The organism is Archangium sp. Cb G35, from assembly GCF_001896145.1.
GTDB lineage: Bacteria > Myxococcota > Myxococcia > Myxococcales > Myxococcaceae > Archangium > Archangium violaceum.
On the sequence record NZ_MPOI01000015.1, the window covers coordinates 298,835 to 312,652 of the forward strand.

At 68.7% G+C, this 13,818-nt stretch carries 8 protein-coding genes; 5 read left to right on the forward strand and 3 right to left on the reverse strand.

The features are described from left to right. Nucleotides 1–70: 70 nt before the first annotated feature. Nucleotides 71–3,316 carry a GAF domain-containing protein gene (locus tag BO221_RS53100; protein WP_158080000.1) on the reverse strand — a complete coding sequence of 1,082 codons (3,246 nt, stop codon included), beginning with the start codon at nucleotides 3,314–3,316 and terminating at the stop codon, nucleotides 71–73. Between the two features lie 300 nt (nucleotides 3,317–3,616). On the opposite strand from BO221_RS53100, the gene BO221_RS40100 reads away from it, so the two are divergent. After that, entirely contained in the window at nucleotides 3,617–5,530 is a 1,914-nt protein-coding gene (locus tag BO221_RS40100; RefSeq protein ID WP_073566190.1) for a potassium transporter Kup, read from the forward strand. Here BO221_RS40100 and BO221_RS40105 read toward each other — a convergent pair whose 3' ends face one another. Continuing rightward, nucleotides 5,531–6,382, reverse strand: coding sequence for a bifunctional 2-polyprenyl-6-hydroxyphenol methylase/3-demethylubiquinol 3-O-methyltransferase UbiG (locus BO221_RS40105; RefSeq protein WP_198956284.1), 852 nt, complete (start codon nucleotides 6,380–6,382; stop codon nucleotides 5,531–5,533). Nucleotides 6,383–6,535: 153 nt separating this feature from the next. Between BO221_RS40105 and BO221_RS40110 the strand changes: the two genes are divergently transcribed. From BO221_RS40110 to BO221_RS40120, 3 genes are all read left to right on the forward strand, one after another. Further along, entirely contained in the window at nucleotides 6,536–7,903 is a 1,368-nt protein-coding gene (locus tag BO221_RS40110) for an AAA family ATPase (RefSeq protein WP_073566291.1), read from the forward strand. After that, the gene (locus BO221_RS40115) at nucleotides 7,900–8,643 is read left to right on the forward strand and encodes a retron system putative HNH endonuclease (protein WP_073566191.1); all 744 of its coding nucleotides are present in this window, start codon (nucleotides 7,900–7,902) and stop codon (nucleotides 8,641–8,643) included. The genes BO221_RS40110 and BO221_RS40115 overlap by 4 nt, the downstream gene beginning before the upstream one ends. 253 nt (nucleotides 8,644–8,896) lie before the next feature. Continuing rightward, nucleotides 8,897–11,191, forward strand: coding sequence for an HYR domain-containing protein (locus BO221_RS40120; RefSeq protein WP_143195966.1), 2,295 nt, complete (start codon nucleotides 8,897–8,899; stop codon nucleotides 11,189–11,191). 63 nt (nucleotides 11,192–11,254) lie between these two features. Here BO221_RS40120 and BO221_RS40125 read toward each other — a convergent pair whose 3' ends face one another. After that, nucleotides 11,255–11,989 (reverse strand): metallophosphoesterase, encoded by a 735-nt coding sequence (locus BO221_RS40125; RefSeq protein WP_073566193.1) that lies wholly within the window; start codon nucleotides 11,987–11,989, stop codon nucleotides 11,255–11,257. Between the two features lie 214 nt (nucleotides 11,990–12,203). On the opposite strand from BO221_RS40125, the gene BO221_RS40130 reads away from it, so the two are divergent. Further along, nucleotides 12,204–13,814 (forward strand): N-acetylmuramoyl-L-alanine amidase, encoded by a 1,611-nt coding sequence (locus BO221_RS40130; protein ID WP_073566194.1) that lies wholly within the window; start codon nucleotides 12,204–12,206, stop codon nucleotides 13,812–13,814. Nucleotides 13,815–13,818 lie beyond the last annotated feature (4 nt).

Below are 13,818 nucleotides of genomic sequence, written 5' to 3' on the forward strand. Positions count from 1 at the left end.
AGGCTTCGACGGCGATGTCTCGCCGGTGGCGGAACATTCCGGAGGCCCGGCTGCCCGGCCGCCCCTGGCTTCAGGCCGGCCCGGGAGGCAACTCCACGCGGAAGGTGGAGCCCACGCCCAGTTGGCTGCTCACGCTGATGTGGCCACCCATGGTCTCGATGATCCGCCGGGAGATCCACAGCCCCAGGCCGAAGCCGCCGTAGTGGCGCTCGGAGACGGCGCGCTCGAAGCGGCCGAAGACGCGCTCCAGGTGCTCGGGGGCGATGCCAATGCCCGTGTCGCTCACGGCCAGCCGGGCGAGGCCGTCCCTGCCCTCCACGGTGAGGCCGATGGGCTTGCCCTGCCCGTACTTCACCGCGTTGGCGAGGAGGTTGGTCACCACCTGCTCCAGCCGGAGCCGGTCCCAGCTGCCGGGCACCGGGGCCGGGGCCTCCAGCGTGAGGCGCGAGCCGGTGCGCGCCAGCTCCGGCTCGAAGCGCTCGGCGACCTCGCGCACCAGGACGGCGAGATCCAACGACTCCGGCCGCAGGACGAGCCGGCCCTCTCCCAACCGGGACACGTCCAACAGGTCGTTCACCAGGTGCAGCTGCCGCTTCACCTGCCGGTCCGCCACCTCGAGCCCCCGGCGCAGCCGCTCCGGGGCGATGCCCTCGGGGTTGCGCGCGAGCTGCCTCAGCAGCTCCTGCACGTGCAGCTGGATGGCGGTGATGGGCGTGCGCAGCTCGTGGCTGGCGATGGAGAGGAATTCCTCGCGCAGGCGGATGGCGTCGCGGGCCTCGCGGTAGAGGCGGGCGTTGTCGATGGCCAGGGCGGCGAGGCGTGCCAGCTCCCGTGCGAGCGCCAGGTGCTGGGCGTCATAGCTGTGCCGCGCGGAGACGAAGGACAGCGCCCCGATGGGCTGGCCGCGCACCAGAAGGGGCACGCACAGGTAGGAGCGCGCCGCCCGCTCGCACGGCAGCAGGAAGTCCTCGCCAGGCGCGGGGACGTGGCCGCGGTCCGCGCACAGCTCCGGCTGCCCCGAGGTGATGACGCGCGAGACGGCGGACCCTCCCAGCGCGAGGGGCCCCAGCTTCCGGGGCAGCTCCCGCTGCTCTCCGTCACGGGCCGTGGCCACGCAGCTCACCGAGCCGCCCTCGCCGAGCAGGTACACGTAGCAGCCGTCCGCGTAGGTGGGGACGGCCAGGTGCGCCACGCGCTCCAACGTCACCTCGTGCTCCAGGGAGCTGGCCAGCACGGAGCCGGCCTCGGCGAGGAAGCGCAGGGCCTCCTCGGCGCGCTTGCGCTCGGTCATGTCCGCGATGACGGTGAGGCACAGCGTCTGGCCTCCGGCTGCGTGCAGCGCGGTGGACCACAGGGTCACCTCGATGGTGCTGCCATCGCGGCGGAGGCGGCGCGTCTCCTGGCCGAGGATGGACTCACCCCGGGCGATGCGCGCGAGGTTGTCGTGCAGCTCCTCGCGCTTGTCCTCGGGCACCACGGGGGTGAAGCGGCCGAGCACCTCCCCGGTCTTCCAGCCGAAGATGCGTTCGGCGGCGGGGTTCCACAGGCGCACGGTGCCATCCAGCTCCATCAGGGTGATGGCGGCGGGCGAGGACTGGATGATGGCCTGCAGGGTGTGGTGGGCGTCGTGCAGCGCCTCACGGGCACTGCGCTCCTGGGCATGGAGCCGGGCACGCTCGAGGGCCTGGGCGGCGTAGTGGGCCAGCAGCGTGAGGAAGACGCGCTCGTCGTCGTCGAAGCGGTGCACCCCGGGGAAGCCCAGGGCGAGCACGCCCAGGCCCTGCCCATCCACCCGCAGGGGCAGCCAGGCCACGGCGAGCGGGAGCGCGGAGGGCGCCGCCTCGCGCACCCGCTGCTCCAGGAGGGGGTAGCGGCGGACGAGCTCCTCGTGGGACTCGAGCAACACCAGCTGGCCTTGCTGGAGGGCATCGTCCAGGGGCGTGCCGTGTCCGAGCGGAAGGGCGGCCAACGCCCCGGTCACGTCCGGTGGAAGCCCCACGCTGCGCAGCAGCCGGGCATGGGCACTGGACTCGTCCACCAGCCACAGGGCCGCCACCTGGGCGCCCACGGCCGCCACCCCCTGGTCGATGACCACCTCCGCCACGCGGGGCGGGGTGAACACCTGGGAGAGGGCGGCGTTGAGCGTCTGCAGGCGGGCGGTGCGCGAGGCCACGCGCTCGGCGCGGGTGCGGGCCTGCTGCGCGGCCTCGTAGAGACAGGCACGCTCCAGGGCCTGGGCGCTCTGCCGGGCCAGGTCCAGCATGAGGCCGCGCTCGTCGGCGCCGAACGTCCGGGAGGTATCGAAGCCGAAGGAGACGGCTCCCAGGGGGCGGCTGCGGGCCCGCAGCGGCAGGGCGGCCGCGGCCCGGTTCACCTCCTGCCCCATGACGAGGCACTCCGGGAAGGTGGCGGCGAGCGCCTCGCGAGACTCCAGCCACACCGGCTCGCCCGTCCGGTACGCGGCGGCCACGGGCAGGGGGACGCTGACATGGAATCGGCCCGCGTACGCGACCACCTCTGGGGCGAGGCCCCGATGGCTCACCACCTCCAACTGCTCGGGCTCATCCGCCCGCGGGAGGACGGCGACGGCCCGGTCCGCGCCGATGGCGGAGACCATCTCCTCGACGATGATGCGCACCACCTCGGCGGGGGTGACGGCCTCGCTGAGGGCGGCGGTGACGCGCTGCATCCGCTCCAGCCGCGCGGCGGCCACCTCCGCCGTGTGCCGGGCCCGGCGCTCGGCCTCGTGGGCATGGGCCAGCTCCAGGGCCAGTCCCGCCCGGTCCGCCAGCTCCTGGAGCAGCAGCCGCTCGGCGCTGTCGAAGGGGGGCTCCTCCGGCTCGCGGTAGACGGCGAGCGTGCCCAGCAGCCGCTGGCGTCCGCGCAGCGGCAGCAGCAGCAGGTGGGCGGAGAGGACCCGGGGCAGGGAGTCCTGCTGTTCGGGTGGTATCTGCTCCTGGAGCTCGGCCAGCTCCGCGGGTGTACAGAGGAAGGCGCGGCCGGAGCGCAGCACCCCCACGTGGGGGGGCTCGTCGGCGCGCCGGGGGCCGAGCACGAAGCGCTCCATCAGCTCGGGGGACCAGGCGCTCGTATAGGCCGAGGCCGCTGACTCCAGCCAGCGGCCGTCCGTGGACAGCAGGCGGACATGGCAGGAGGTGCACAGCCGGGGCATCACCAACTGGCACAGGCGCTCGAGGACGGCGGGGGGCTCCAGGCCGGCGTCGGCGAGTTGTCGCGACGCGTCGACGAGCAGGGCCAGACGCTCGGCGTCCGGCGCTCCCACCTGTGTGCGCGCCTCTCTGGCTCCAGCTCCCACCGGGGTCTCCGACAATCGCCTGAGCTGGCGCATGTGAGCACGAAACCCCGGGCCCTGGAGAATCCATGAGGTTGGCCAACCCAGAGGAGAGCGGGCAAACGATGGATTCCCGACGAATGAGGTCTCCGCGTGAGATCGTTGGCGCTCCAGCGAATGGATGCGGTACGCGGAGAGTGTGTGGAAGCGGTGACTGGGAGTGTTGAATTGGGCCGGGAAAACCTGGAAGTCTTGAGTTCACCGGGCTCCGGGGGGTGTCAAAGGGCTGTTCCCGGGGCGGGGTTGGGCTAGAGGAGGCGCCTTATGAGTGCACCGTCACGTTCCACCCCCACCGTTCCGGCAGCCGCGGAGCCGAGCAAACGCATCGCCATGTTGGCGTTGGGAGCGCTGGGCATCGTCTACGGAGACATCGGTACCAGCCCGCTGTACGCGCTACGAGAGTGCTTCAGTGGCCCGCACCGGGTGGAGCCGACGCACGACAACGTGCTGGGGGTGCTGTCGCTCGTCTTCTGGGCGCTCATCATCGTGGTGTCGGTGAAGTACCTCGTCTTCGTGATGAGGGCGGACAACCGGGGCGAGGGAGGGATTCTGGCGCTGATGGCGCTGGCGATGCAGCGCAAGCGGGGTGAGGAGGTGAAGGTGCGGCCGGTGGTGGTGACGCTGGGCGTCTTCGGCGCGGCGCTGCTGTACGGGGACGGGCTCATCACCCCGGCCATCTCGGTGCTGAGCGCGGTGGAGGGCCTGAGCGTGGCCACGCCGTTCTTCGAGCCCTACATCCAGCCGTTGACCATCGTCATCCTGGTGGGGCTGTTCATGATTCAGCGGCATGGGACGGCGGGGATTGGGGCCATCTTCGGGCCGTTCATGATGGTGTGGTTCCTCACGCTGGCGGTGCTGGGCGTCAAGGAGCTGGTGCAGTACCCGGCGGTGATCTGGGCGGTGTCGCCGCTGCAGGCGGTGAAGTTCTTCCTGCACAACCAGGGGCACGGCTTCCTGGTGCTGGGCGGGGTGTTCCTGGTGGTGACGGGCGGCGAGGCGCTCTACGCGGACATGGGCCACTTCGGGTGGAGGCCCATCCGGTGGGCGTGGTTCGTGGTGGTGCTGCCGGCGTTGATGCTCAACTACATGGGGCAGGGGGCGTTGCTGCTGAGGGACCCCAGCAAGGCGTCCAACCCCTTCTTCCACCTGGCGCCGACGTGGGCGCTCTACCCGCTGGTGGTGCTGGCCACGGGGGCGACGGTGATTGCCTCGCAGGCGCTCATCTCGGGGGCGTTCTCGCTCACGCAGCAGGCGATCCAACTGGGGTACACGCCGCGCCTGGAGGTGGTGCACACCTCGGCGGAGGAGCGGGGGCAGATCTACCTGCCGGGCATCAACCTGGCGTTGCTGGTGGGCATCATCTTCCTGGTGCTGGGCTTCAAGTCGTCGAGCAACCTGGCGGCGGCGTACGGCATCTCGGTGACGACGACGATGACCATCACCACGGTGCTGGCGTACGTGGTGGCGCGTGAGCGCTGGAATGTGTCGCGGCTGGTGGCGCTGCCGGTGGCGGCGCTGTTCATGGTGGTGGACCTGTCCTTCTGGGGGTCCAACCTGGTGAAGATCGCCGCGGGCGGTTGGTTCCCGCTGCTGATGGCGCTGTGCGTGTTCACGCTGATGACGACGTGGAAGAAGGGGCGGGACATCCTGGCCAGCCGGCTGCGGGGGAGCAGCATCCCGTTGAAGCAGTTGCTGGACAGCTTCGGGGACCATCCGCCGGTGCGGGTGCCTGGGACGGCCATCTTCATGACGGGCAATCCGGAGGGCACGCCGCCGGCGCTGCTGCACAACCTCAAGCACAACAAGGTGCTGCACGAGCAGGTGATGCTACTGACCATCGCGTCGGAGGAGGTGCCGCACGTGCCGCCGGAGGACCGGGTGGAGGTCATCAAGCTGGAGGAGGGCTTCGTGCGGGTGATTGCGCGCTACGGCTTCATGGAGAACCCGAGCATTCCGGACATCCTGAAGCGGGCGAGGGAGAAGGGGCTGCAGTTCAACCTGATGGGGACGTCGTTCTTCCTGGGACGGGAGACGCTGATCCCGAGCAAGAAGCGGGGGATGGCGGTGTGGAGGGAGGCGTTGTTCTCGTGGATGTCGCGCAACGCGAGGAGCGCGACGGCGTACTTCCGGATTCCGCCCAACCGGGTGGTGGAGTTGGGCGCCCAGGTGGAGCTGTAGCTACCCCGGTTTGCGGACGGACAGTCCGAACATGAGGGGAAACTCGGGGACGCCCGCGGGGAGCAGGAAACGGTGGCCTGGGGCCTCGCGCATGCCCTCGAGGATCTGGCAGCCATTGGCGTAGCCGTACTCCTCGAGCCGCTCGAGCAGGAGCCCGTGGCGCATGAGGGGATTGATGACGTCCCCGAGCCCCCACTGGAACCCGTGGCTGGGGTGGGGGTTCTTGAAGTCGCGCACGCCCTCCTCGTAGCCCCAGTGCACGAGTCCCTCGCCGGACTTCGCGACGTAGTCCCCGACGCCGACGGCCTCGGCGAAGTGTTGGCCGCCGCCGTAGGGGAAGGCGAGGCGGAGCTTCTCGTCGAACATCCAGAGGATGGGATGGAAGTCGACGTAGACGAAGCGGCCGCCGGGCTCGAGGACGCGGGAGATGCCCTGGGCCCAGGGGTTGAGATCGGACAGCCAGCCGATGACGCCGTAGGAGCAGAAGACGAGGTCGAAGCGGGCGGGGGGAGTGGAGGCGAGCCAGTCGTAGACGTCGGAGCGCTCGAAGGTGCCGGGGATGCCGGAGCCGGCGGAGAGGGAGCGGGCGAAGCCGATGGCCTCGTCGCTGATGTCCACACCGGTGACGGTGGCGCCGCGGGCGGCGAGGCTGAGGGTGTCCTGTCCGGAGTTGCACTGGAGGTGGAGGAGCGAGCGGCCGCGCAGCTCGCCGAGCAGCTCGAGTTCCTCGGGGAAGAGGGTGGAGCCGCCGTCGCGGAGGAAGCGGGCCTGGTCGCCCTTGTGGCTGTTGTGGGCGCGGGTGGCGGCGTTCCAGGAGAGGCGGTTGGCCTCGTGCAGGTCCTTCTTCAACATGGGAGCGTCTCCGGTTGGAGGGATGAGATTACCGCCGGGAGACGCGGATGCGCGCGGCGAGCTGACAGGGAGGTGCGAGGAGGCGGGGGACGGGGTATGGAGGGAGCCAGCCTCCTGTAGTCCGTGAGGCGTGTGGGAGTGAGGTCGGACGCCATGTACATCAGCAAGATCCACCTGGAGAACATCCGGAACTTCCGCTCCGGGCTGCAGACCGTGGATCTGGATCTGCGCAGGCCGGATGGACGCTTCGCGGGCTGGACTGTCCTCGCGGGGCGTAACGGGACTGGGAAGTCCACCTTTCTGAAGGCGATTGCACTCGTCATTGCAGGCCCAGAGAGCGCTCGTGTTTTACAGCAGAGTTTCCGTGGGTGGATCCACGCGGGGCAGGATCGTGGAACTGCTGCCACCGAGCTTGTTTTCGATGAGCGGTTCGACAAGCCCAAAGCAGATGCTGCTCTTGTGACAGGTTCTTTTTGGAATGCGTTGGGATGGGGCAAGGATGACCCCTCAGCCCTGGAACCGGTGCTCGCAGCCACTTCATCCCTGGATGAATTGCTCCTTTCCCATGGCGATGGCCGGTCGCATGAAGGTGACTTGGATGGACCCTGGGCCAACAATCCAAAGGGGTGGTTCATTGCCGGATATGGTCCTCACCGGCGGCTGACAGGGCATGCTCTCGATGCGCAACGCTTGATGAGTGGGCCTCCTCAAATCGCTCGGCTCGTCAGTCTCTTCCGTGAAGATGCATCGTTGGTCGGAAGCGTTCAGTGGTTGAGGGAACTGCATCTCCGACGCTTGGAGAAGAGGGAAGGGGCGGGGGAACTCCTTGATGGGGTTCTGAGTCTGCTCAACGATCGCTTGTTGCCGGATGGTGTTCGGATCGACAAGGTTGATTCCGACGGGCTTTGGGTCACTCAGGGTGGGGTGTCACTGCCCTTGTGGGATATGAGTGATGGTTACCGGACGGTGACCGCGCTCATTCTGGATCTCGCCTACCAACTCCATACTGCCTACCAGGAGTTCAAACTGGTCCAACAGGATGGCACATGGGTCGTGCCTTATCCTGGTGTCGTGCTGATCGATGAGGTCGAACTGCACCTGCACCTCTCCTGGCAACGACGTATCGGTTTCTGGTTCAAGGAGCATTTTCCGAACATTCAGTTCATCGTCACTACGCATAGTCCGTTCGTCTGCCAGGCTGCGGACCCGAAGGGACTTATCCGGCTTCCAGCCCCAGGCGAAGATAGGACCGCGGACCATGTCTCCGACGAATTGTACAAGACCGTGGTCAACGGCACCGTGGATGAAGCAGCACTGACCGAGTTGTTCGGGCTCGAGCACGTTCATTCAGATGCGTCTGAGCGGCTTCGCGAGCGGGTGGCGAATCTGGAAGCACGTCTCCTCGAAGGAAATGCCACTTCCGAAGAGCGCGAGGAACTGAAGCGGCTCTCCGCACAACTTCCGGACACAGGAAGCGCGCTCGTGGAGCGCGCGGTGCGGAAACTCGGGCTCGACAAATGAAGAAGCTGAACCGCGAGCCCCTCAGCACGTCGACGCTGGCGCTGCTCGACGCGCGCACCCAGCAGGTGCGTGATGCTCCGGACCCGAAGGAGGAGGCGCAGCGACTGTGGGGGCTGCAAGGCAACCAGTCGTTCGAGGAGATCCGTGCGACATTGAAGTCGATGGCGACGGGCCGAGAGCGGTGCATGTACTGCGAGGACAGCGCCGCCACGGACATCGAGCACTTCTGGCCCAAGTCGAAGTACCCCGAGCGGGCCTTCTCCTGGAGCAACTACCTGCTGGCGTGCAGTGGCTGCAACAGCAACTACAAGCGCGAGAAGTTTCCGCTGGATGAAGCAGGAGCGCCGCTCTTGATCGATCCCACCGTGGAGGACCCCCGTGAGCATCTGGTCCTCTCGGTCAAGACCGGCAAATACCGTCCCAGGACACGTGAAGGGCAGACGAGCCGTAAAGGCCAGGAGAGCATCGAGGTCTTCGGACTGGGTCGCGACATCCTGGAGAAGGGACGCCAGGATGCGTGGCACGCCATCCCGGCGCTTCTGCTGCGTTACGACGACCTCTGCTCGCGCGGGGACTGGATGCGAGCCATCGAGACGCAGCGGATTCTCTGCCGCTTCCCTTTCGCCAGTGTCTTCGTCTGGTTCCTCGACATCGCCTCGGCGCCATACGCGGCGACGTTCATCGACGAACGCTGCCTCACCGTGCTCGACAAGTACCCCGACATCAAAGAGTGGCTCTGAGCTCGGCTGCTCGCCCTCTGCCGTGTCTCGGATTGTCCGCACGTGAGAAACGTTCGTTCCTGACAATGCCACGGCCCCACGGGGCGGGGTGGACGTCAGTGGTGGACGGAAGCCCCGGGGTGTCCGTCGCGGAGCGGACGTTGGGTGCGTGCTCTCTGGACATTGCACCGCGAGCACGCTCCTCGCGCGGGGCACACCGTCACTACTGATTTGCCCAGCGTGGGTGCCGCGTTGCCCTCGCTGGGGAATCTTCATGCACGATACGTGTCCGCCTGCTCGCTCGCCTGGCGCCTATACCTGCCTGGGCCTCTCGCTTCTGACGCTCGTTGGTCTCGTGTCCGGCTGCGGTGTCTACTCCGTGGAGTGGGATTCGGACTCCCTGACCGAGTCCGCGCCGCCCGTGGTGGAGGAGACTCCGCGGACGCCTCCCGGGATTCCCACCTCCCACGAGCCCCCGCCTGGAATCCCCACCGGCTCGCGGGGCGGCTTCGTCATCGTGACGGGCGATGATGCCGACGACATGTGGCACTGCGAGGGCAGCCGCTGCGGTGGCCTCTATCCTTCGCTCTTCAAGGCCGCGCTCGCGAAGTCGCGCTCGGGTGGCAAGGGCATCCTCGCCATTGGCGCCAACGGTGGGCAGGCGCTGGACTCCTTCAACAGTTGGAACAGCCCCACCCACGGTGGCCCCAACGCGCTCGTCACCCACGTGCGCTCGGCCGGGGAGATTGCCCGGGTGGACTTCAACCGGTACGCGCTCGTCTACCTGCCCTCGTCGGAGCGGCACACGATTGGTGGCCTCACGGACCAGCAGATCTCCGCGCTCAACGCGCGCCAGCCGGACCTCGCGCGCTTCGTCAACGAGCGGGGTGGCTCGCTCATCGCGCTCACCCAGGCCGAGGTTCCCGGGGGCTGGGGATTCCTCCCCATGCCGCTGCAGACCCATGACATCCCCTTCGATGTCGCCGAGCCCACGCCGGCCCTGCGGGAGTTCTCGCCCTCCCTCACCGCCTTCGAGCTCAGCCACAAGTCCTTCCACAACGTCTTCACCGGGCCGAGCGGCTTCTCGGGCCTGCGCGTGCTGGCCTACAACGACGAGGCCCTCAACCCGTACACGGGCGCGCCAGTGATGCTCGGAGGCTCCTCCGTCATCCTCACCGCCGAGGACTGTGCCGACGGGCATGACAACGATGGAGATGGAGCGGTGGACGGCCAGGACACGGACTGCCACGTGTGTGGCAATGGCACCGTGGACCCCGGCGAGGCGTGTGATGACGGCAACGTGAGGGACGGGGATGGGTGCGGTGCCGCGTGCCAGTTGGAGCCGCGCTGTGGCAACGGCCGCGTCGACCCGGGCGAGGCGTGTGACGATGGCAACCAGGCCAGCGGGGATGGCTGTGGCGCCACGTGCCAGAAGGAGAACCGCGCGCCCGATGTGACTTGCAGCGATGTCTCGGTGTGCACCGATGCGGGCGTGTGCGTGGCCAACGTGCCCGCCAGCGTGGCCACCGCCACGGACCTGGATGGGGATGCCGTGTCGTGGGACCTGCACCCGCGGGGCCCGTATGCCCCGGGGACGCATGGTGTCTGCGTCACCGCCTCGGATGGGCAGGCGCAGGACTCGTGCTGGTCCCAGGTGACGGTGCGCGACTGCGAGGCCCCCGCGCTCGTCTGCCCCGCGGACTTCCGCGTGGAGTGCTCCGGCCAGGGTGGGGCCGTCGTCTCGCCGCCTCCCGCCACCGCCACGGACAACTGTGGCCCGGCCTCCGTGACGCAGCCGGTGGCCCGCGCGCTGCCGCTGGGCTCGCACACGCTCGAGTACTCGGCGGTGGATGCGTCCGGCAATACCGCCACCTGCGCTCCCAAGGTGACCGTGGTGGACACGCTCTCGCCCTACCTCGTGTGCCCCGAGCGCATCGTCGCCGAGTGCACCGGCCGCAACTCCGCCTATGTGGTGCCCGGCGTGGCCACCGCCGTCGATGCCTGCACTCCCGCCCAGGTCTCCGGCCCGGGGGCGGATTGGTACCCGCTCGGCTCCAACGCCGTGCGCTACACCGCCCGGGACGGCTCGGGCAACGAGTCCTCGTGCACCTCGGCCATCGACGTGGTGGACCAGACGCCTCCCGTGGTCACCCTGTCTCCGCCCGAGCCGCTGTGGCCCGTGGACCAGCAGTACCGCACCATCCGCCTCGAGGACTGCATCGTCGTGCACGACCAGTGCAGCGGCGGGCTCACGCAGACGGGGGCGTTGGCCTCCATCTCCTGCGTCTCCTCCGACGAGCCGCGCGGTGGCTCCGAGCCGGATGTCGTCTTCGTGGACGCCACCACCGTGAAGGTCCGCGTGGACCGCGCGGCGACTGGGAATGGCCGCGTGTACTCGCTCCACTTCGAGGTGCGTGACACTGCGGGCAATCTCATCCGCGGCATCTGCCCCGTGGGCGTGCCACTGGAGCGCGGCGGTGCTCCCGTGGTCGACAGCGGCGAGTCCTGGCGCTCCTGCCGCACCTCGGGCGAGGGGCTCGCCTGGAAGCCGATTCCGGTGGCCGAGTAGGGAATCCGGGGCGCGTGGCACCCTCACCCCGTCCCTCTCCCGAGGGGAGAGGGGAAGTGGGGCCTACTCGTCGAGCAGCATCGGCGAGAAGCCCGCCGCGTCACACGAGGCCAGCACGTAGCGGATGCCTCCCCGCTCTCCGGTGAAGCCCGCGGGGATGCCTCCCGCGTGCAGGTGCCCGTACACGCATACCTTCGGCTTGAAGGCCTCGATGGGGCCCAGGAACGCCGTCGTCTTCTCGTTGGCGTACAGCGGCGGGAAGTGCACCGCCACCACCCGCGTCAGGGGCTCGGCGCTCTCCTTCTCCTTCTTCTCCGCGTCCGCGATGGACGTCGCCAGCCGCCGCGTCTCCCGCTCCACGTACCCCGCGTCCCCCGACTCGTCCCCCATCTCCCCGCCCGGCATCGGCGGGGCCTCGGGCGCCGTCCACAGCCGCGTGCCGGCGATCACCCACCGCCCGATGACCACCGCGCTGTTCTGCAGGAAGCCCTCCAGCGTCTTGTACGGCTCCAGCAGCTTGCGCAGCTTCGACGCCGAGTCTCCCCACCAATAGTCGTGGTTGCCGCGCACCAGCACCTTGCGCCCCGGCCGCTCGTCCAGCCACTTCAGGTCGTCCAGCACCTCCGTGGGCCGCGTTGCCCACGAGATGTCGCCCACCACCAGCACCACGTCCTCGGGCCGCACCTTCTCGTCCCAGGCGCGTTGCAGTGGCAGCGGATGCTCCGTCCACCCGAAGCGGTGCATGTCCTTGTTACGCGTGGACGGCAGATGGGTGTCCCCGATGGCGAAGAGACGCATGCCCTTCTCCTAACCCAGCCCGCCTCCCGCGTCGCCCCTCCTGTCGCACCGCGCTCGTCTGTTCCCCTGGCGCCCGGAAGCCAACCGCTCAACATACCTGGGATACTTGGGACCTCAAGTGAATTCCTGGAAAAACGCGCTTCCCTTGGGGATTGAGAAAGTGCATCTTATCGCGCCAGTCCCCCCAGCCTCGTTTTTTCAAGGAGTGCTGTACATGCACCCGTTCCGTAAGCCGTTGGCCACCCTGGCCGCCGCCCTCGCCCTGGCTGCCTGTGGTCCCCAGGAGCCCGCCCCCACCCAGACCCCGGCCGTGACCGAGGACTCCCGTACGCCCGCCCAGCGTGAGGCCGAGCGCACCCCGTACGAGCTGGACGAGGCCTTCGCGAAGGCGGGCAAGGACTTCGGCGTTCCGGCGGACCTGCTCAAGGCCATCTCCTACACCGAGACCCGGTGGGAGATGGTGCGGGGCGAGGTGGAGTTCCAGGGCATGCCCGCGGCGTACGGTCTGATGGCGCTGCGCGGTGAGAAGCTCTCCGAGGGCGCGCGCCTGGCCGGCGTGTCCGAGGAGGCGGTGCGCACCCAGCCCGAGGCCAACATCCGGGCCGCCGCGGCGCTGCTGTCCTCGTACGCCAACGAGCTGAAGGTGGACCGTGCGGACGTGGGCGCGTGGGCCCCGGCCGCGGCGAAGCTCAGCGGCATCGACAACACCGAGGCGCAGGCCCAGTACATCCACCAGAACGTCTACGACATCATGCGCAAGGGCGCGGTGGCCCAGACGCCCGCGGGCGACCTGGCCGTGTCGCTGATGCCCACCCAGGCGCAGGCGAAGTTCCCCTCGCCCGGCGTGGTGCGCTCGATGAGCGCGGACTACGCCCCGGCCATCTGGCGGCCCTCGCCCAACTTCAACGCGCGTCCGGCGGGCACGGACGTCTCCCTGGTCGTCATCCACACCTGTGAGGGCAGCTACTCGAGCTGCTGGAGCTGGCTGACGAACACCGCCTCCGGCGTGAGCGCGCACTACGTGGTGAACGAGAGCGGCTCGGAGATCTCCCAGCTGGTGCTCGAGTCCAACCGCGGCTGGCACATCGGCGCCACCTATGACTGCAGCCTCAACGGCAGCGTGATGTGCGGCCTCAACGGCACGTCGTCGAACAACTTCTCGGTGGGCATCGAGCACGGCGGCTTCGCCAGCCAGACGTCCTTCCCGGCCGGGCAGATCGACGCCTCCGCGAAGCTGACGTGCGACATCACCAAGGGCCAGGGCATCGTCCGCGACAGCTACCACATCGTGGCGCACGGCCGGCTGCAGCCCGCCACCCGCACGGACCCGGGCCCCAACTGGCCGTGGAGCACGTTCATCAGCAAGGTGCAGAGCTACTGCGGCACCTCCACGCCCACCACCAGCATCATCATCGACAGCAACCAGGCCAACAACGACACCTCCAAGTACTACGTCGAGGTGGCGGGCAGCAGCTGGGTGTCCTCCACGAACGTGGGCGGCTACTACGGCTCGGGCTACTACGCCGCCCCCACCGCGGCGGTGTCGGAGCCGGTGACGTTCTGGTTCTACCTGCCCTCGGCGGCCACCAAGACGGTCGACGCCTGGTGGACCTCGGCGACGGACCGCTCCACGACGGCGCCCTTCATCATGTACAACGCGAGCGGCACGAAGCTGGCCACGGTGAACGTGAACCAGCAGGCCAACGGCGGCCGGTGGAACACGCTGGGGACGTACAGCTTCACGGCCGGCTGGAACAAGGTGCAGCTGAGCCGCTGGACCACGTCGGGCTTCCAGGTCATCGCGGACGCCGTGCAGGTGCGGTAGAAGT

Excerpts from the sequence above, each read along its gene's own strand:
- BO221_RS40100 (WP_073566190.1), top strand. The coding sequence starts at position 3,617 with ATGAGTGCACCGTCACGTTCCACCCCCACCGTTCCGGCAGCCGCGGAG.
- BO221_RS40105 (WP_198956284.1), bottom strand. The coding sequence starts at position 6,382 with ATGTTGAAGAAGGACCTGCACGAGGCCAACCGCCTCTCCTGGAACGCC.
- BO221_RS40110 (WP_073566291.1), top strand. The coding sequence starts at position 6,536 with ATGTACATCAGCAAGATCCACCTGGAGAACATCCGGAACTTCCGCTCC.
- BO221_RS40115 (WP_073566191.1), top strand. The coding sequence starts at position 7,900 with ATGAAGAAGCTGAACCGCGAGCCCCTCAGCACGTCGACGCTGGCGCTG.
- BO221_RS40120 (WP_143195966.1), top strand. The coding sequence starts at position 8,897 with ATGCACGATACGTGTCCGCCTGCTCGCTCGCCTGGCGCCTATACCTGC.
- BO221_RS40125 (WP_073566193.1), bottom strand. The coding sequence starts at position 11,989 with ATGCGTCTCTTCGCCATCGGGGACACCCATCTGCCGTCCACGCGTAAC.
- BO221_RS40130 (WP_073566194.1), top strand. The coding sequence starts at position 12,204 with ATGCACCCGTTCCGTAAGCCGTTGGCCACCCTGGCCGCCGCCCTCGCC.